We start from the raw sequence: 18057 nt of genomic DNA on the forward strand, positions 1-18057 counted from the left end.
TCATTGCTTCTAACCTTAGCACGAGTCTGGCCGCGCTGCTCAGGACAAAAATGAACTCAGAGATAAGAGTTGAGGATATGTCCGCTTTGCTATCGCCTGCTAACTGAAAGCTTTCGGACCATTGGCGTCGTAGTGATCGATCGCAGCGACTATTCTGTGCAATAAGGGATCAAATCCGGAGAAATCGATTTTATCAGCATTAGGTCTTACGACAGACTTGGCAAAGATCGCCTTGCTATATTCTTTTTCAGGATCGATTTTGTCTTTTGTGCTGAATGCTTTGCCGTTGAGTTTGATCGATTGAACACTGTCAGGGAATAACGATTCTATCTGAGCGTCCGACGTCGTCTCGGGTACTTTCACGACATACAAATTTTGAATCACCTGATAGAAGTCATCAGTGGTAGTTTTGTCTATTTGAACCCCAAAATTCTTCTTTATGGTTCCGGTAACCGCACTCAACCCATCATCATTGTCGAGAACCAATATCACCGGGTAGGACATTGGCGTATGGATCATCGGCTTGCGCTTCTTTTCTTTAGCGGGTGCTAAGTTCCTACGATAATCCAAGGGAATTGAGCGCAGGTCGCCAGAGCCTCCCCCCAGATCCATAAGTTCATGAGAACTACCTTCGTAATTGAAGAAATTCACCGCAAATTCGAAAGCTTCATCACCCATACTTCCAAGCACAGGCTGGAAGACGTTTCGATGACGAATTGCCTCTCGCAGGTAGATTGGGTCTGTCTTGCCTTCTGTAATGATGAGAGGCGCGGTCAGGGCAACGCATTTTTTGTAAAAAAGAAAACGTCGATAAAGAGCACGAATTGCTCTCGGAGCGTTCCGCTGCTCAGGAACCGGCCTGCGCTCTTCCGACTGCGTCACATCATATATGTGGCTTAGAATGCCCTCTAGTGGATTTAAGTTAGAAGTCCAAATTGGCTGGGGCACAGCATCAGCATCCTCTGGGCTTGTCTTTGATTTGTAATATCGCCCCTGCGTGAAAAGTGAATCGCACATAGCGCGCGCATTTCGATAGTACTCGCTTTTGATGTTGGCCTTTTCGTTTACAACCAAGCCCGTGACAAGTTGACGATTGCCCCGACAGTGCATACGCGTTTTGGCATGATTTATGGTGAACCAAGCGTCGTCGATTTCCTCGACCAACTCGTTGCCTAATGTCCAATTGCCTAACGCCCCTTCAGAGGCAATAGCGTCCGGAAACTTCTTGCTATTCGTAGAAAACGTGAGGTCATCTGCATATCTGGAGTACCTCACTCCGTGTTCTTTTGCTAACCTCAACAGACGAAGATCAAGTATATTGGCAATGAGCTCAGAGATCACGGGCGAGCATGGGCTTCCTTGTGGCAAGGCCTCTCCATCGCACGCTATTTGCGCGATGGTGGTAGCAACCTCATCTTCGAGAGCAAAGAATTTGTTTTTCAGAAAGAAACCGCGCACCCTTCCAAAATGGAATGAGGGAAAGAAGTTCTCGATATCTATATTAAGGACGTAGCGGCGGCGTTTGTGATTCTTAGCGTTAGCAATGATGGACCCGTTCTGTCGAAATCCATAAGAAACTGAAGCAATAGACAGCTCGTCTTCAATCTCTGCAAGGCAATTGTAGAGTAAATGGGCAAGATGGCGCTGAAGCTTTTTTAGCTTGTCGTTCGGTGCCTTAATCGTGCGAGTTCCACCGCTTTTCTTTGGAATTTCAAAGGTCGAATAGCGGTCTGCAAGCGGTGTTTTGTATATTATCGAGGTCAGAGCGCTAGGCTGAAACCCCAATAGAGAAGCAAGCTCCTTACGGTTTTTGGCTGATCTTAAATTTTCAAGCTGACTCACTTTACGCCTCAAAAAAAAGGCTTGCGGGCACTCATACGCGATCACGACGATCACCGTAACACAGCACACAGTATGCCGCAGTATGGTTCAGGGAAGCACAGATGTTCCCCCGCATTTCTTCATATGTCTCGAATCCGGACAACAAATCTACCCGCAAGCTCAATCTTTGATTAGCATAGCTCTAAGTGGCTAAGCAAAAACTTTCTATTTGTCTGTGCTTTAGATTGGCCCCCGTTTCGTAGGTTGAGCGTCGTTTTTCCTCCGCCATCCAATCGGCGTATGATTGGTCCCAATGGAGTTGTCCCTATGAAATGGTCGAGGGGTCTTGGGGGCGCTGAAGGCTCCCAGGGCGATGGGTGCAGGGAGAGCTGAAGTCTCCATGCCGGCGGGTGTCGGGGGCCAATACCCTGACTGGTGAGCGCATGACCGCCAAAGGTCTGCGAGGGATTGACCGGCGATACGGTCAATTGGTCGAAGATGGCCCTGCCAGCCGAAGCCTGGAATTGGAGTGGAATTGGAGCGGTCCCGGCCACGGGATCTCGCGGAAGTGAAAAGCAATTGGAAGGCGAAGCGCTCAGGGTCGTGAAATCGCACCAAATGCCGGGAGGTGCACGGAGGCGCGCAGCGGGCCTCCTGCCAACGGGCGTGGTACTACCACGCACACCGTTGCGCTAGCTCCTTAGCAGCCGTCTGAACGAACTAATGTTCTTATTGCCAATTGCATCTTCTCGCCCCCGTCAGAAGTGCGAGCGCTCGCTTTCAATCTTGGTCTTCTATCACACAATACCAAGGATGAATTTCACATGACTTTTTGTAATAGAGTGAAGCGATTGATAAGTCCTTGGGGACACCATTTCCATACTCATAGAAATGGCCAACCGCGTAACACGACTCCACTTCCCCTAAATCGCAATAGCTTTTTAGCCTCGCCAACGCTCGCGAGCGAATTTGATCGTTTCCCACGTTTTGACGATATCTCTGATGCTCGACGAAGAAACACCCAACAGCATTACCAAGTCTGCACGCTTTTCGATGAAAGTCTTGAGATCGCGCATTGTCGGCCGGAACAACCCAACCCCACGTGTAATGCCTTCCAAGAAGAGTGCAGGCACGACCGTGATCGGCCTCACAAGCAGGGGTCAAAAAATCACGAATCGCTAATCCATGATCATATTGAGAATAGAGGCCATAAAAGTGCCCGAAAGCGGCAAGTGTCATCGCGTCCGCATCACCTGAGGCCGCTGCCGCTTCTACGTCAGCTTTCGGCGTACGTCGCAATTGTTTTAAAGTAGGAATTCGGCGCCGCCGCCCATTGCGCCTCTGTTATTTCATCCCAGGTTCCGGATACTTGGCTGACATTATCCACCTGAGCATCATCTTCAGGTATCTCGATCTGATCGTCACCAAGAATTGACGGACCTAACAGAATTCCGCTTCCAATTAAGCTCAACAGGATTACAGCGCCAGCTATCCACCAAGCTCCAGTGAAACGCTTAGCGTTCTGCTTGGCATCTTTTTCGAGGTACTCTTTCTTAGCGCTGTCGTTGTCGTTTTCTGTTGTTGGGGCAGCGCCGATCTCATGTACCGATGCATTTGCGAAACGTCGGAACGTGTCCGCATATTGATCAGGCATCTGATCGGCCACGTATTTGTAGAATTCTTGCGCAGTTTCAGGGTGATAATCCCACAGAAAGGCCAACACGGCAGGCAGCTGCTTTTTGCCGGTCGCGTTTTTGCCCTGAAGGCTTGAGTTGGACTTCAGGTCTCGAATTGTAGCTCTGGCGGCGCTTACTTTGCCAGGGACTGAAGACTTCGCATTCGACAAGTGCGATGGCTTAGATACGTTGTAAGTATCAAAGGTGCCATTGAGTCTTTCGAAAAAATCTATTGGGCGAAAAGGTAACAGTTCATATTGTGTTTCGAACACAGACTGCGTTCGCTCACGCAGGTCGTCGATTGCGTCAATCGCATGCTCCCAAATGAGCCTAGCATGAAGATCAAATTGACCTCCGAGTGTTTGAGCCATTCGCTATAAATTCCCCTCGCTTGTGAGGAGGATGCAATTTTAGATGTTTGTTGGCTAGTAAGGGCCTGAGCTTAAGCCGTCGGCAATAGGAGAACTCTCGTCGTAGTCGCTGCGAACTGTGGTTGGTTGGCCATTTTCACGGAATAATTCGCCGTCTCGATACCACTCAGATTTTACGACGTTATCGCTGTGAAGGACTTCCCTCTGAATCAATGCCGGTCCGCCATCAGTTCGATGAAGTTTGCCGTGTTTGTACCATGCAGACTTTATGACCCCGAAATGCGACCAGACGTCTCTTTCGATCAGGGCGGGACCACCATCTGTGCGGTGACGTTCACCATTTTCAAAATACTCGATGGAGTGCTCAAGTCCGTCAGCGTCATCCCGACAGACTCGGGCCGGCGCTCCCACTCGATGAATTTTTCCCTCTTGCAACCAAACGTCTTGGGTCAGAATCCCGTTTAGAAGACATTCAACTTCAATGGCTGGTCCGCCTTTGCGATGAAACTTGCCATCCTTATACCAGTGACGCTCCTCTTCAGAATCCGATCGAATGATAAAAGCAGGGGCGTCGTCCCGGTGCCGTAGCCCCTCTACATAGTATTCTTCCTGCACAACCCGACCGGTTTCCGTTTGCCTGATCACGACCGCCGGCCCCCGGTGATTGTGAAGCTTTCCATTGAGCGTCCAGACTTCACGTTCGAGCGGCGTAAGGAACTCGAAACTATCTTCACCTGAAGGGATATAAGGCTCCACCAAAACTGAATATTCAAATTTATCACTCATTATGTAATAGTATTACATTTTGCAGAAGAATAAAAGAAAAACATAAATTACAGGGCACTAATAACGGGATGTCGGCTGGATCTTGTTGGGTTGGAAGCAAGATTAGTATCTTGTCGCGATCCTGTGATCGATATGCATTGCTGGTCGTCAAGCAGCGCAATCGCGGTGCTGGGCGCTCTAGCTAAGCGTCCTCATTAAGGCGGTCTCCCGGGTGATCGCCTTACAGATTGAGGAACATTGATATGGCTTCAGATGTAAGGCCCATCGTCCGCGTCGAGGACTTCGAAACAAACAGAAGGCTAACCGGGCTAATCGCGGAAAGCGGCACATTTCAAAATATGGCTCCAAGTCGATTTGCGACACAAGCCGAGACTATTCTCGCAAGGCATTCGGAGCGATTGTACGTACAGGCAGTTGCCGACACTCTAGCAGTTTGCTTGCGGCGCTCTAGCGAGCTGGTCGATGATCCGGCGCTTGATCGCATGTACATGAATCTCCCGCTCTCTGCGGGACACAAAGAGACCCACAAGGAGATGCAGCGCCGACAGTGGTTTTCTGAGTTGCAGAGGGGAATAACACTTTCAGCACAACATCGGTACAGGCCCTTACTGTCTGCGCTTGGGACGATCGTTGCCATCAGCGAGCCTGATACCGCTCGTAATTGGAGCATGGAGATAGCGCAGCGTATCAACGCGTGGGAGGACTACGAGCGCCGTGTGCTTGGTCGTGACCAGACAGCTCAGAGAAGGCAGGCTTGTGGCGAGTTCGGATCAGTGATCCCGTAGACCTCCCGCGCCATGTTGACGGTCTGCGCGCCCTGAAATGTGGGAGCCATCTGACAGTGATTATGGATCTCACGAGATGCCCAAATTTTCAGGCCAGAGCCTTGGTGGCTAACATGCAACCGGTTCGGGCCGCAGCTACCGCCGAAGATGCCGAGAGCGCGCTTCAGAAGCTCGGCTAAGCGATCATCGCTCACACCTTGCTTCAACTCATCGCCGTGCCAGGCAATGAGGCAGCGCGTCGCCTGACGGAATGCTACCTCACGCTCGGCGTGAGTGAGCGGGGAATGATCCCCGCTCATTAGTCGATAAACCGGAAGATCACTCCGGCCTCCGTGTGATCAAGCGCGTAATCGCGAAGCTTGTGAAAGCTCTCGGAAAAGCGCTGACTATCGGCGATGAAGGCCATCTGGCTTTGCGCCATCAGCGAAATGCCGATGCCAGCGGCTTCGGCGCTCATTGAGCCTTCGAAGAAATTGTCGGGCCAGACTAGATCGAGCGTTTCCTCGATATCGGGAGCCATGAAGAAGCCACCATTACTGAGTTCGTAGAATCTCCAAAGACCGCCGCCATAGCTCTCGCAAGCATTGTCCATGAGAGCGTATGTCAGCATCTCGTAGCGGATGAAGGTGCCTCCGGCATGTTTGGGGAGAAAGCCCTCCCGCTCTGAGAGCGGGATAAGGCGTGCGGTGATGATGTCCGTGCTCATGCTGCCTCCTTCTGAGCCTGGCGCTCAGCTTTGCGGTGGCGGGCGATGGCGTCGTAGGCGGCCTGGCTGAGACGGGAGAGGCGCAAGAGCTCAGAGCCTGAGAATGAGCTGGCTTCGCGCCACGTGTCCTCTTTGAGGTAGGAGCGGACGATACGGACATTGTAGAATGCGTTTCCGTCTTGGCTCTGGTTTCGCCAGATGGTTGCGGTGAGCAATCCATCTCGCAGGGTTTGAATGGGCTTGTTCATGGTTTTGCCTTTCTGTTGGTCGGGCCGGTTCATTCCGATCCGATGAAAGGCGGGCAGCCGACCGAGAGGCCGGGGCCGTCATGGTCAACACGGATTTTTGGAGCGGGCAGACCATTGACGGGCGCGCATGCGCTTTAACCCGGACAAGGGCGGCAGACTTTCAAGGATGGATGGCAATTAACCGCGCGCGGACAGGAAAGATAACCAGACTAAAGCCTGAGGAGCTTAGGCTGAGGGATTACGCGCCTCACAGCCGAACGCATAAAAAGCTTGACCCTGAGACCCCCTGAAATGGTACGCTAGTCGTAGGCTAAACCTTTTTCCGAAAAGAGTACTTTCGCTAAGCTATGTGCAGCACCACACCATTCAGGCGTTTTCGAACACTGCTCGTCATGATTATGACGCTTGCGGTTTTTGTTGCACCTATGAGTTCGGCTGCAGATGTCCAGCACGCTTTTGATGAGGCTGCGGCCGAGTGCGTCGACACACATAGCGAACAAACCGAGCCAGACGAAAAACCTGCAAAGGATGCCCACGATCACGTGGCTCATCATTGTGGAAGCTGTCATGTTCATATGATTGGCAGCAATAATTTTGGCCCTGGTCTGCAATACGCCATTTCAGGCAATTGGCGTTCTTCAGACTTTCTGCCTCCGGTGAGCCTGCATCCGGACGGGCTCTATCGGCCTCCCCGCGTCTAGCACAACGACACCGAACTTTTGAAGCGTGGCTATGGCCGCGCCGTCGTTGAATCTAGACGAGGTAACCAATTCGAAAATGAAATATTTAATCTGCGGCATGATGGCCGCATATGCCCTGCTGGGCGTCACCGGCATGGCTGCTGCCCAAGGGTGCGGACCTGCGCCCAGTGGTAGCAACGAGTTCGATAAATCCGAGCCACTTACGCTTGAACAAGCCGTCATACGGGCCGGCAATTCTTCTCCTGAGGTGCGTCAGGCAGCTCTTGAGTCCAGAGCCGCGATGGCCGATGCCGATCAAGCGGGCCGCCGCATTAATCCGGCGGTCACACTGGAGGCAGAAAATTTTGCCGGGTCAGGCGCGCTGGACGGTTTCAATGCTTTTGAAACCACGCTCAGCGTTGAGCAAACCTTTAGACTCGGACGTAAAAGGTTTTTGTCCGAGAGCGCAGCGCGAGCCGAAGCTGCCCTCGCCAGCGCTGAATGCGAGGTTCAGAAGCTCGAAGCTCAGCGCCTGGCTGGTGAGCTTTTCATTGAGCTAGAGGCATCAATCGCACTGAGTGAGGTCGCAAGTGCTTCGGCAGACCTTGCCGAAGAGTTCGCAAGCCTTGTAGCGCGGCGTGTCGATGCGGGGGCTTCAGCGCCCCCAGAACTCTCCAGAGCCAAAGCTGAAGCCGCTATCTTACAGGCAGCGGCGGATATGGCGCGCGGAGAGGCAGAGGCCCGTGCCCTTGAACTTGCTTCGGTATGGGGAAGCCCAGCAGTAGATTTTCTTCTGCCCAACCAAGAGCAATGGATGCTGGGCGCAGATCGCCTGGATTCAGAGCCGTCCGGAACAACGCATCCTCAAATCCGCGCTGCGCGGGCCGCGATAGATGCGGGGGCCGCTGAGACTGAAAGAGCGCGCGCCGGCGCTTGGCCCGACGTCACGGTGTCCGCAGGTGTACGCCGATTTGAAGATACCGGAGATCAAGCCTTTTTGGCTGGCGTTAGCCTGCCGCTACCTTTGTTCGATTCCAATCAGGACGCCGTGCGCGCTGCAAAGCTGCGCTCTCAGAAAGCAGAAATCAGCTCTAGAGCGACCGAAGCACGCTTGCTCGCCGAACAAACACGTTTGGTCTCTCAAGTCAGAGCCGCCCAATCGCGCCTCGAACGACTGGAGAGTGAAGCGCTGCCGCTTTCCGAAAGCGCATACGCCTCAGCCGCAGAAGGCTACCGGGTTGGCAAGTTCAACCTCACGGCCACGCTCGAAGCACGCCGAAGCCTTATCGAAACGCGCACTGCGGTCATTGATGCCCGCATGGCGCTCCACACCCAAACCCTGAGGCTGCGCGCGCTGATCGGCGCAGCGCCCTTCGAAGGAGACATACAATGACAAACCCCCTTATCCCGATTGTTTTATTAATGGCGATGCTGGTTCCGCTTTCAGCTTGCGATGAAGGCGATAGTAGCTCTGCTGCTGCGGTCCATGGAGCTGAAGATAGCGAAACCGGTCATGATGAGCATAGTGACAACGAAGTCTTGGAGCCGGATACAGACCATGGCGATCATATCGAGCTAAACGCTGAAGCAGCCGAGGCCGCTGGCATCCAGCTGTCGGTAGCCGAGGCCGGGGCAATTTCGACCTTGCTTGAACTGCCCGCAGAAATTCGGTTCGACGCAGATCGTATTGCGCGCGTATCTCCACAAATAGAGGGGCTTGTTGCGCAACTCCACGCTGGTGAAGGCGATCAAGTGCAGGCCGGATCGACGCTCGCCCGACTGAATAGCCGAGAGCTTGCTGGACTGAAGGCAGATTACCTCAATGCGCTTAGCGCCGAGGAGCTGGCGAAAGCGCGGCTCCAGCGCGAAGAAAACCTTTGGAATCAGCAGATCACGTCAGAAGCTGATGTTCAGTCTGCGCGGGCTGCCTTCTCGGCGGCCCACGCCGCCCGAGAAGCAGCGGAGAACAGGCTTCACGCGGTGGGTGTCGGCCATGGCACGCTCGATCGGCTGGATGAGGCCAGTGATGGCGCGCTAGCCCATGCCTACGTTACCGCACCAATCGCCGGGACTGTCATCAAGCGCGGCGTTGCCGTCGGTGAAACCGTGTCGGTCGATGGCGAGCCGATGTTCATTATTCTGGATGATAGTGTCGTCTGGGCTGATATCGCCGTTTATAAGGAAGATCTCGGCAAGGTCGACGAGGGACAGAGGGTCACCCTCCGCCAACATGGAAGCCTGCTGGCAGACGGTCAGATATCAACCGTTCTGCCTGTCATTGACGAGACATCGCGCACGGCGACGGCGCGCGTGATTGTCGATAATTCTTCAGGCAAGCTAAAGCCCGGTCAGTTCGTCAACGCTGAAATCGAGACCGGTGAACGCAGGTCAGTGATCAGAGTCCCCTCCCGCGCAATCGTGAGCGTAGAAGACAGGCAATCTGTTTTCGTGCCAACCAAAGATGGCTTTGAGCCTCGCAGCGTCGAGACCGGGGCAAGTGCGGGCGGCTATTCCGAAATTCTGTCAGGGCTTCGGGCTGGCGAAACCTTCGTATCAGACGGGGCCTTCACCCTGAAAGCGCAGCTTGAAAAAGACGCTTTCGGTGATGGTCACGCACATTAGGAGGGCGCCCGATGATTAAACTCATGCATAAACTTGCGGGCGGGCGTCTTCTTGCGGCTGTCATTGCACTCGCATTTACAATTGGCGGCGTGTTTGCGTTTCGCAGCCTTCCTGTCGACGCCTTCCCCGATCCATCCCCCTCGCTGGTTCAGGTCTTCACCGAAACCGAAGGTCTCTCACCGGAAGAGGTTGAACGCTATGTGACCTATCCGATTGAAACGGCGATGTCCGGCCTACCAAAGGTCGAGGAAATCCGCTCCACCTCGAACTTCGGACTATCGGTTATCAACATCTATTTCGAGGATGGCACGGACGTCTATTTTGCTCGTCAGGTCGTCGGCGAGCGCCTCGGTGAAGCCGGCGAAGGGATACCGGAAGGCTTCGGCACGCCCAAGATGGGACCGATTTCAACCGGGCTCGGGATTATCATGTACTATCGCCTTGTCGATGAGACGGGCGAACGCTCACTCGTAGAGTTGCGCGAGATCGCGGACTGGATGATCAAATATCCCCTGCAATCTGTTGAGGGTGTCACTGAGGTCCTCTCGCTTGGCGGGTTTGAAAAGCAGTATCAGGTCCAGCTCGATCCCGATCAGCTGACCTCTTATGGACTAAGTGTGAACGAGGTAATCGCCGCTCTGGAGTCCGCCAACCGGACGGCTGGTGCGCAGTTCATCGAGATCGGCGCTGAACAGTACACAGTTCGCGGCGTCGGCCTTGCGCGTAGTCTGAGCGATTTACGGGAAACCCCAGTCAAGACGGTGGACGGCCGGACGGTACGCGTCAGCGATCTTGGTGACGTTGCTATTGGTGGCGGCGTACGTCAGGGACTTGCAACGGCAAATGGCGAAGGAGAAACCGTCGCAGGACTGGTGCTGAAACTCTATGGCACGAATACGTCCGAGGTCATTGAAAACGCACAGGCGCGCTTCGATGAGATCAATGGCTCGCTTCCTGAGGGCGTAAAGGCGGTCCCCTATTATGATCAGGGCACGCTGGTGAAAAAGGCGGCTGCGACCGTCACCACGGCGCTCTGGCAAGGCGCGCTTCTGGTGGCTGTGATCGTGTTTTTGTTTCTTGGAGGATGGCGACCAAGCCTTGTTGTGGTGCTCTCCATTCCTTTCTCGGTCGGCTTTGCCTTTATCTCAATGAACCTTCTCGGCATCGGGGCTAATCTGATGACGCTCGGGGGTGTAGCGATTGCAATCGGGATGATGGTGGATGGAGCCATTGTCATCGCGGAGAATGTGGATCGCGGTTTTCGCGAGCGGCGCGCCGAAGAGGACGCCCGCACGACAGTTGCACGATCTAGCGCCGAAGTGATCGCCCCGCTCATTGCTGCGGTCGCGGTGGTTATCATCGTGTTTCTGCCGCTTTTCTCTTTGCAGGGGACGGAAGGCAAGACGTTTAGGCCGCTCGCGGCGGCGGCTGCTCTCGCCATGACCGGTTCACTGATTTATGCGGCTCTGATCGCGCCAGCGATGGCGTGTGGACTTATGCGAGCGCCCAAGAAAACGGAGAGGAAAGGTAAGAGCCGTCTGGCATCGGCAATCAAGCCTCTCGCTGCCTTTTTTGTCCGGCGTCGCATGGCCGCTCTCGCTTTGGCCGGAATACTTCTTTTGGCGGGAAGCTTGTCGGCTACGCGCCTGGGTTCCGAGTTTACGCCTGCGCTGGAGGAAGGTGACGTCTTGCTTCGCGTCACCATGGCACCGTCCATCTCGTTGACGGAGGCCAAAGAGACATCGACACGTATTGAGACAAGGTTGCTGGGGACGTTTCCGGAGATCAGCTCAATCGTGAGCCGTATCGGGCGCGGCGAAGTCGGCGCGCATGCTGATCCGGTCAACAGCATCGAAGCGTTCGTGGCGCTGAAACCTCGCCGCGAGTGGCGGGCTGGGCTCAGCCCTGACGGCTTACGAGCGTCTATCTCCGATAATCTTGCTAACTTTCCAGGTGTCAGAGTGAATGTCGGTCAGCCAATCGCTATGTCGGTTGACGAGCTTCTTACTGGCACCAAAGCGCAGCTTGCCGTGAAAATTTTCGGCCCCGATACGGACACCCTTCTCGAGGGCTCGCAGACGTTGCAATCCATCCTTCAGTCGGTTCCTGATGCGACTGACGTTCAAGCCGATCAGATCACGGGCGCGCCGCAACTCGTCATCTCGTTGAACCGTTCCGCCCTGGGTCGGTATGGTCTCAGCGTCGAGGACGCGCTCAATGCCCTGCGCTCGGGCGTCGGCGGCGCCCGGGCAGGCGCAGTTTTTGAGGGCGTACGTCAATTTCCGGTGATTGTGCGGTATTCTGAGAGTGACCGCGACACGCCTGAGGCCATCGGACGGATCATTCTGGAATCCTCCAGTGGGGCGAGAGTTCCGCTGGAAAGCGTGGCAGATATCCAGAAGATCGTCGGCCCGCGTCAGATCACGCGCGAAAATGGCGAGCGCTTCATCACTGTCCAGCTCAATGTGCGCGGGCGTGATATCGGCAGCTATGTTGCCGCTGCTCAAAAGGAGGTGGCCGAAGGACTTGATCTACCCGCTGGCTATCGCGTCGAATGGGGCGGACAATTTGAACTTCAGCAGGAAGCAAATGCCCGCTTTGCCGTGGTTGTCCCAATCACGCTTGCCATTGTGTTTCTGATCTTGCTGCTGACCTTCGGGCGTATCAAGTCGGCCATTCTCATCCTGCTCAATATCCCTCTGGCCCTGACAGGCGGCGCTATGGCGCTATGGCTGGCGGGCCTGCCGATATCCGTGCCTGCGACAGTCGGATTTATCGCGCTGTTTGGTATCGCGCTCGGCAACGGAATGGTGCTTGTGAGCTTTATGGACGACTTCGCGCGTCAAGGCCGCAACCGTGACGAGCTCGCCGTCGAGGCGGCCGGAATGAGGGCTCGCCCTGTGCTGATGACAGCACTGACGACAGCGCTTGGATTGGCGCCCTTGCTCTTTGCAAATGGTGTTGGCGCCGAAGTCCAGCGGCCGCTGGCCACAGTCGTAATGGGCGGCCTGATATCTTCGACGGTGCTGACGCTTCTCGTGCTTCCAGCGCTCCATCGCTGGTTCGCACCGAAGATCGACTCGGCAGGTGGAGGAAAAAGTTACGCGTAAATGCGCTAAACAGAGATTTATCAATGCTGGGCGGGACTTAGTTCCGCCCAGTTTGCAATCGGGGAGAGGTCGTATTGCGAGTGCAAGAGGCGCTGAGAGATCGCTTTCCTCTGTCTAGGCCGCACGGCGGCAAACACGCCAAACAGTGGTCTCTGAGACGCCGTAGGCTCTGGCGGCTTCGGGGCGGGATAGCCGCCGTTCAGATACTGCAAGCCTGACCTCTCGCGCCTGACGGGCGTTCAAGGCGCGTGGCCGGCCGATTTGCTTTCCTTTCTTGCGGGCGACGTCGATGCCTTCCTTGGTACGCCGCGCGAGCATCTTGCGCTCGAATTGCGCTAGGGCTGCCAGAATGCCAAACACCACCTCCCCGAACTCGGTCGAAAGGTCGAGATTCATATTGAGGATACGCAGATTTATGCCGCGTGCCTGCAAGGTCTCTATCGTGCGGAGCGCATCGAGCGAACTTCTGAACGCACGGTCCAGGTCGAGCACGACAATAGTGTCCCCGGCGCGCAAACCCGCGAGCACATTTTCAAACACAGGCCGTGATTTCGCCGCGCCAGAAGCCTTCTCGGTATAGACCCGCTCGCACATCTCTTTCAGGCGCTGCGTCTGGCGATCTTCTTTCATGTCAGCGCGTGAAACGCGGGCATAGCCGATCAGGCGGGGGCGCAAGCTTTCAGAAGATGACGCACTCATAGGGCGTGACCTTTCCGTTCAAAACCGATCGGTTTTGAAATGGCGGCATGATGGCACGCTCCAACTGGTCGCTCTGAGACTAAGTGATTGAAATTCCTCATACCATAATAATCGGTCAATGAATAGGATATACAGTGTCAATAATGATCGATTTTGAAAAGAACACAATCAAGTGCAGATACACTAAAACTTGCATTTATCCCCAATTGGGCGTATAGTTTTGTTGACTTTGGCGGGGTCGATAAGCCGCCACACAGATATTTGAGAACACAAACTCTTAGCCAAAGCGCGGGCGAAAATCGCGCAAACCGTTCAATACTCCCACTTACAGGTAAGTTTGCAGGTGCCGTTATGGCTGCCGCAATGGTCGTTTCGCCTATGGCGGCAAATGCGCAGGATTCTCGCAGTGCGAGCGTTCAACCTGTTTCGATGACCCAAGCACCCACATGTGCTCCTCTTCGTACCAATTCAGTTGGCAGAACTATGAATGCATCTTCAAGCGCGTGGGATTATTCTAATCAAAACCCTGGAAAAGTCGGGATTTCGATATTCCCTGGACAGGACCTTGGCAGCAACTCTCCGGAAGAAGTGGGCAATTGGCTGGTCGATGCTTTTGCGACTGCTGGCGTCGAAGCAGAATGCTTCATCCATGACGAGTATGGTTCAAAGGGGACGGGAATAGATTTCAAAGTGAACAGTTCATCCTGGAAGGATGTCGAAGGTCGCGACGTGCCGTTTAACCTAAATGAAGTTCGAGAGGTTAGCCGCTTGAGGTCGGTCGTTGCTGAAGCAAAGACGGGCACCGCTGTTCTAACAAGCGCTGCTCTGACAGATCGCGAACCTGCACTTCCTTAAATTAGAATCGGTGGCGGAGAACTAAACGATTGGACTTCGCTCACCTGTTGAGCACCTTGATCCTCAGCTACAATATCGTCCTCAATTTTCTCGGCAATCTCTGCATTTTGTTCGCCTTCGCCGGTTAGCGCCTGGTCCATCGCTGACGCCATTGTTTCGCGGTTGTAGTTGCCCTCCAAAGCATTCTCAGCCTGCATTTTTCTGATATCCGCCACACGCTCATGCTTCTCCAGCCACTCTTGAGCCCAAGGATGGTTCTTTAGGTCTGCTGGATCAATTCGACCTGAGTCGATGCCCTCTTGGATTGCTTCAGCAATCGCGACGCGACGCGCCTCAATGTCTTCGATTGAGGCGAATTCTGCGTACTGCTCGTCGGTAAAATAGCCCTTTTCAGCAAGCTCTCCCAAAAGATCGAGGTCGAAGTCTTCGCCATATTGCTGAGCGAGGCCTGCCTCGTAGTCCTGCAAGTGCTGCGTAGCTAATAGAAGCTGCATCTCAAGCGTGTCAGAGCTTTGCTTGCGTTTCGCTTTTTCTTCAGCATCGCGCTGAGCGGTATGTGCCGCAGAGGCCGTATTGGCTTGCTCACCTGTTAGCTCAGTTGCGCCTGATATCTGGCGCTCGAATAGCTGTTGCGCGTCACGGGCCGCAAAATCAGCCTTCTGAGCACGCTCGAATGTCTCTCTCGCACTGAGATCCCCGCCCCGCGCATCCATGCCCGGCGGAATCTCTAAATCCTGTATATCTTGCGGTAGCGTAATCGCCATTTCCCCACACCCCTGTTTATTTATCGTTGGCGCATTTCCCCATGCGCATACCTATAATACGACATAATCACTTAAGGTTTTGTTAGGAATTGATGGCATTTGAGATGCATTTATCTCAAATTTTATCTATCTGTCGGGCAGAGCTGATAAGCCTTTGAAGAGAAATTTCTTGTGCGCGGAAGGTAGTTTGTGGAGCCGCCTGCTTTTGAGCCTGTGGAGGATGTCAGGCGTCAGCCCTTCAGGCACTGGCGAGAGCCGATTGAGCAAAGTGGTCTGCGTATAGCCGGTGCGTTTTAGTTCTCGATCCAGGCGCTCATTATCGGCTTGCGTGAATGGCTCCAGTGGTTCTTCTGCCTGCCAGTTCGCCAAAACCCAATTCAAATGCTCGGTCCAGGCCGTTTTCGCGGTGCCGTCCATCCAGTGATAGATACGCGTTGAGTTTAGACCGCGCGGGCGATCCACTTTCCCATTTAAAAGGCGCTGAGGGCCGACGCCGCTCGCTTCGTGCAGCGAACGAAGCTGCTTGCGGATCTCATCGTTGAGCGGTGTGTTCTTCATGCAAAAGCCTCGCAGACGAGGCCGCGCATGGTCAAAGAAAGATGTTCGGTCACGCCGTTTGAGCTGGGGACAACTCACCGGCTTCAAACGCCAGCTTCGAGAATTCTTCCCATTTCCCCCGATCTGTCCGCCAACGCATGAGAAAACCTCCATGCGGCGCGCAATTTCGCATGTAGCCCCGCCGCAGATTGGAGGCACGTTTTGGCCGGAAAAGCAGGCCGCGAGAAAGCGGCCAAATCGATTTTCGAAGATTCTATTGTTCTGCTTGCGAATGTTTTGGCGTTTGCCGCGGCATTGCTCGGAACAGGCCCGGTTTATTCATGGTCTATTGGCTGGGTCTATAATTTTTCCGTCACTCAATACGGGTCAGGCCTCGCAGGGCTTATCGAATTTGTGTGGATCGCCGTGGTGGCACTCACGCTCTTCGCTTTTGCCAGGGCTACTCTCACAACATCGCTTGTCATGGGCGGGCTCGCGTTAGCCGCCCGCATATTCGCCTAACTCAAAAAGGGAGTCACAATGAAGAAGCTCAAATACAAAGGTGGACGTAACGTCCGCGTCGAAAAATACGAGGAAGTCATCGACTGGCAGGCTATCGGCGGCGGCGTCCTTCTCGTATTCGCTATTTTCGCGCTGCTTTCGCAGTGCGGCGGATAAATTCGTATTGCATGCACGAAAAAGTCGAAAGGGAGCCGCAAGCCGGCTCCCTTTTTTTTATTCTTTACACAATCAGGAATTAGAAATGAGCGACTATGCGAGTGGCGGTGAATATGCGCGCTTCGGCTCGGCGCGCTGGGCAGAACACTCAGAGCTGAAGGCGGCGGGTCTGCTCGGGCCGAACGGTTTGCCCTTTGGATATGCGGGGCAGAGTCAAACGCTGCTTGATGCAGACGCTCCCAAGATTACGATCGCCGGCGCGGGGTCGGGCAAAGCGCGGGATTTGATTGTCCCGATGTTGTGCCATCCATCGCAAGAGTCCTTCGCCATTCTCGATCCGCGCGGTGAGCTTTTCTCGACCAGTATCTACACGCTCGCGAGCCAAGGCATCCATGCTTATCCGTGGTGCCCAATGGGCACGCTTGGCATTCGTGGTCTCGCCTGTAATCCACTAGATATACTCGACCCAACTAGCGCTACCTTCCACTCAGACGTTCAAGCCGTAGCCGCGAGTCTCATTCCATCTCCAGAGGGTAGCAATGGACGATATTTTGAACTGACAGCCCAAAGTTGCCTCGCCGCGCTCATGAAGGGGCGCGCTGAGCGACGCGGGTTTGTTAGCTTTGCGTGCCTCTATGATCTTCTCAATATTATCGAGACAGATCCTTACGCTTGGGCGGACGAGATCGAAGAATTGTCGAAGTCCCAATTCGACGATGTCTGGCGAACGGCCAAGCAAATGTATGATAAGCAGCATGAGGCACCGAAAGAGTTTAGCGGTATTATGGGCGAGATGTTCGCCAATCTCGCCTGGCTCAATGACCCCACCTTGAGAGCATCGCTGGCGGGCGGCGGCTTTTCACTTTCAGTGCTGAGCGAAGACGGCCCAACCTCGCGCGTTCACTTCATCGTCCCGGCAGAGTTCCTATCGGTTTGGGCTCCGCTCATCAGGACGCTCTTTCAAACAACCATGCTCTACAAATCGCGCCGTCCGTCGGCGCGGCGGGTCAATCTTCTCGTGGACGAAGCGGGCCAGCTTGGCAAATTTGAGAGCCTGCTTCAGGCGTTCACATTCGGGCGCGGCGCAGGTATTTCAGCATGGGCCTTTTTCCAGGATACAGGCCAGATCATGCGCAACTTCGGGCGCGAGGCCATTCAGTCCTTTCTGGGCTCTGCTGCACTGCGTCAGTTCTTCGGTGTGCGTGATTACGAAACCGCGAGGCTCATCTCAAACCTGATCGGCGAAGCCACTTTCGCCTATGATGACGAAGAGGCTCAAGCAAATGCGCGGAAAGCGCGCCAGGCGCAGGCACAATCGGTTTTGTTTGGAGCGGACCCAATGGCGGCCGCGCGTGAGTTTGCGCACGCAAGCAGCGCCGCCAATCGCAAGCGGCATGTGCGCAGGCCTTTAATTACACCAAGCGAGGTATTGGGCCTTCCAGAGGATGAACAGATCGCTTTTGTCTCTGGCCGAAATCTGCCGCCCATCCGCGCGAAGAAGTACCCGTATTATTCACGGCGCGAGTTGGCGGGGCGCTACCTTCCCAATCCATACCATCCACCGCTTGATCGCATCAGCGTTCCGGGCCGTTTTGGCTCAAAGATGCTGCGCGTTTACGAGCGGGATGTGCCCGAGAAATATCGTCATTTCCCACAATACGCCTCCGGCTCTGCTTTAGAAATTGAGGGCTATCCACTCGATTGATAAGCGGAGGTCCC

The 18057-nt window shown here is 54.4% G+C and carries 17 protein-coding genes; 8 read left to right on the forward strand and 9 right to left on the reverse strand.

Going from position 1 to position 18057, the window contains the following annotated elements:
- Positions 1–99: 99 nt before the first annotated feature.
- The 6 genes from D1222_RS01880 to D1222_RS01910 form a co-directional block, all read right to left on the reverse strand.
- Positions 100–1842 (reverse strand): retron Ec67 family RNA-directed DNA polymerase/endonuclease, encoded by a 1743-nt coding sequence (locus D1222_RS01880; RefSeq protein WP_199288459.1) that lies wholly within the window; start codon positions 1840–1842, stop codon positions 100–102.
- A gap of 759 nt (positions 1843–2601) precedes the next feature.
- Positions 2602–3060, reverse strand: coding sequence for a tetratricopeptide repeat protein (locus D1222_RS15935; RefSeq protein WP_119452543.1), 459 nt, complete (start codon positions 3058–3060; stop codon positions 2602–2604).
- A gap of 37 nt (positions 3061–3097) precedes the next feature.
- The gene (locus D1222_RS01890; protein ID WP_119452544.1) at positions 3098–3868 is read right to left on the reverse strand and encodes a hypothetical protein; all 771 of its coding nucleotides are present in this window, start codon (positions 3866–3868) and stop codon (positions 3098–3100) included.
- 54 nt (positions 3869–3922) lie between these two features.
- The gene (locus D1222_RS01895; RefSeq protein WP_119452545.1) at positions 3923–4654 is read right to left on the reverse strand and encodes a BRCT domain-containing protein; all 732 of its coding nucleotides are present in this window, start codon (positions 4652–4654) and stop codon (positions 3923–3925) included.
- Positions 4655–5737: 1083 nt separating this feature from the next.
- Positions 5738–6145 (reverse strand): antirestriction protein, encoded by a 408-nt coding sequence (locus tag D1222_RS01905; RefSeq protein WP_119452547.1) that lies wholly within the window; start codon positions 6143–6145, stop codon positions 5738–5740.
- Positions 6142–6393: a hypothetical protein gene (locus D1222_RS01910; protein ID WP_147371796.1), complete on the reverse strand. Its 252-nt coding sequence runs from the start codon at positions 6391–6393 to the stop codon at positions 6142–6144. Before D1222_RS01910 ends, D1222_RS01905 begins: the two co-directional genes overlap by 4 nt.
- Before the next feature lie 392 nt (positions 6394–6785).
- Here D1222_RS01910 and D1222_RS15630 point away from each other — a divergent pair, with 392 nt between their 5' ends.
- From D1222_RS15630 to D1222_RS01935, 4 genes are read left to right on the forward strand one after another with little or no spacing between them, the layout of a single operon-like run.
- Complete coding sequence (locus tag D1222_RS15630) at positions 6786–7094, forward strand: hypothetical protein (protein WP_147371797.1); 309 nt, start codon at positions 6786–6788, stop codon at positions 7092–7094.
- 31 nt (positions 7095–7125) lie between these two features.
- Positions 7126–8466, forward strand: a complete 1341-nt coding sequence (locus D1222_RS01925) for a TolC family protein (protein ID WP_233348466.1) — start codon at positions 7126–7128, stop codon at positions 8464–8466.
- Positions 8463–9695 carry an efflux RND transporter periplasmic adaptor subunit gene (locus tag D1222_RS01930; protein ID WP_119452551.1) on the forward strand — a complete coding sequence of 411 codons (1233 nt, stop codon included), beginning with the start codon at positions 8463–8465 and terminating at the stop codon, positions 9693–9695. The genes D1222_RS01925 and D1222_RS01930 overlap by 4 nt, the downstream gene beginning before the upstream one ends.
- Before the next feature lie 11 nt (positions 9696–9706).
- Positions 9707–12805 carry an efflux RND transporter permease subunit gene (locus tag D1222_RS01935; protein ID WP_119452552.1) on the forward strand — a complete coding sequence of 1033 codons (3099 nt, stop codon included), beginning with the start codon at positions 9707–9709 and terminating at the stop codon, positions 12803–12805.
- A gap of 114 nt (positions 12806–12919) precedes the next feature.
- Here the strand turns inward: D1222_RS01935 and D1222_RS01940 are convergent, their stop codons facing one another.
- A complete protein-coding gene (locus D1222_RS01940) occupies positions 12920–13504 on the reverse strand; it encodes a recombinase family protein (protein WP_119452553.1) in 585 nt (194 codons plus the stop codon).
- A 153-nt stretch (positions 13505–13657) separates the two neighbouring features.
- Here D1222_RS01940 and D1222_RS15635 point away from each other — a divergent pair, with 153 nt between their 5' ends.
- Positions 13658–14359, forward strand: a complete 702-nt coding sequence (locus D1222_RS15635; RefSeq protein WP_147371798.1) for a hypothetical protein — start codon at positions 13658–13660, stop codon at positions 14357–14359.
- Here D1222_RS15635 and D1222_RS01945 read toward each other — a convergent pair.
- Both D1222_RS01945 and D1222_RS01950 read right to left on the reverse strand, forming a co-directional pair.
- On the reverse strand, positions 14356–15123 hold the full coding sequence (locus tag D1222_RS01945; RefSeq protein ID WP_119452554.1) for a hypothetical protein: 768 nt from the start codon (positions 15121–15123) through the stop codon (positions 14356–14358). The genes D1222_RS15635 and D1222_RS01945 overlap by 4 nt on opposite strands.
- 126 nt (positions 15124–15249) lie before the next feature.
- Positions 15250–15681 carry a hypothetical protein gene (locus D1222_RS01950; RefSeq protein ID WP_119452555.1) on the reverse strand — a complete coding sequence of 144 codons (432 nt, stop codon included), beginning with the start codon at positions 15679–15681 and terminating at the stop codon, positions 15250–15252.
- A 201-nt stretch (positions 15682–15882) separates the two neighbouring features.
- Between D1222_RS01950 and D1222_RS01955 the strand changes: the two genes are divergently transcribed.
- From D1222_RS01955 to D1222_RS01960, 3 genes are all read left to right on the forward strand, one after another.
- Positions 15883–16182 (forward strand): hypothetical protein, encoded by a 300-nt coding sequence (locus tag D1222_RS01955; RefSeq protein ID WP_119452556.1) that lies wholly within the window; start codon positions 15883–15885, stop codon positions 16180–16182.
- Positions 16183–16200: 18 nt separating this feature from the next.
- A complete protein-coding gene (locus tag D1222_RS15705; protein ID WP_182481841.1) occupies positions 16201–16338 on the forward strand; it encodes a hypothetical protein in 138 nt (45 codons plus the stop codon).
- A gap of 85 nt (positions 16339–16423) precedes the next feature.
- On the forward strand, positions 16424–18043 hold the full coding sequence (locus D1222_RS01960) for a type IV secretory system conjugative DNA transfer family protein (protein ID WP_119452557.1): 1620 nt from the start codon (positions 16424–16426) through the stop codon (positions 18041–18043).
- Positions 18044–18057: the final 14 nt, after the last annotated feature.

This window comes from Henriciella algicola (assembly GCF_003576245.1).
Taxonomy (GTDB): Bacteria; Pseudomonadota; Alphaproteobacteria; order Caulobacterales; family Hyphomonadaceae; genus Henriciella; species Henriciella algicola.

Excerpts from the sequence above, each read along its gene's own strand:
- D1222_RS01930 (WP_119452551.1), top strand. The coding sequence starts at position 8,463 with ATGACAAACCCCCTTATCCCGATTGTTTTATTAATGGCGATGCTGGTT.
- D1222_RS15705 (WP_182481841.1), top strand. The coding sequence starts at position 16,201 with ATGAAGAAGCTCAAATACAAAGGTGGACGTAACGTCCGCGTCGAAAAA.
- D1222_RS01910 (WP_147371796.1), bottom strand. The coding sequence starts at position 6,393 with ATGAACAAGCCCATTCAAACCCTGCGAGATGGATTGCTCACCGCAACC.
- D1222_RS01950 (WP_119452555.1), bottom strand. The coding sequence starts at position 15,681 with ATGAAGAACACACCGCTCAACGATGAGATCCGCAAGCAGCTTCGTTCG.
- D1222_RS01945 (WP_119452554.1), bottom strand. The coding sequence starts at position 15,123 with ATGGCGATTACGCTACCGCAAGATATACAGGATTTAGAGATTCCGCCG.
- D1222_RS01960 (WP_119452557.1), top strand. The coding sequence starts at position 16,424 with ATGAGCGACTATGCGAGTGGCGGTGAATATGCGCGCTTCGGCTCGGCG.
- D1222_RS01925 (WP_233348466.1), top strand. The coding sequence starts at position 7,126 with ATGGCCGCGCCGTCGTTGAATCTAGACGAGGTAACCAATTCGAAAATG.
- D1222_RS01895 (WP_119452545.1), bottom strand. The coding sequence starts at position 4,654 with ATGAGTGATAAATTTGAATATTCAGTTTTGGTGGAGCCTTATATCCCT.
- D1222_RS01940 (WP_119452553.1), bottom strand. The coding sequence starts at position 13,504 with ATGAGTGCGTCATCTTCTGAAAGCTTGCGCCCCCGCCTGATCGGCTAT.
- D1222_RS01890 (WP_119452544.1), bottom strand. The coding sequence starts at position 3,868 with ATGGCTCAAACACTCGGAGGTCAATTTGATCTTCATGCTAGGCTCATT.
- D1222_RS01935 (WP_119452552.1), top strand. The coding sequence starts at position 9,707 with ATGATTAAACTCATGCATAAACTTGCGGGCGGGCGTCTTCTTGCGGCT.
- D1222_RS15935 (WP_119452543.1), bottom strand. The coding sequence starts at position 3,060 with ATGACACTTGCCGCTTTCGGGCACTTTTATGGCCTCTATTCTCAATAT.
- D1222_RS01905 (WP_119452547.1), bottom strand. The coding sequence starts at position 6,145 with ATGAGCACGGACATCATCACCGCACGCCTTATCCCGCTCTCAGAGCGG.
- D1222_RS15630 (WP_147371797.1), top strand. The coding sequence starts at position 6,786 with ATGATTATGACGCTTGCGGTTTTTGTTGCACCTATGAGTTCGGCTGCA.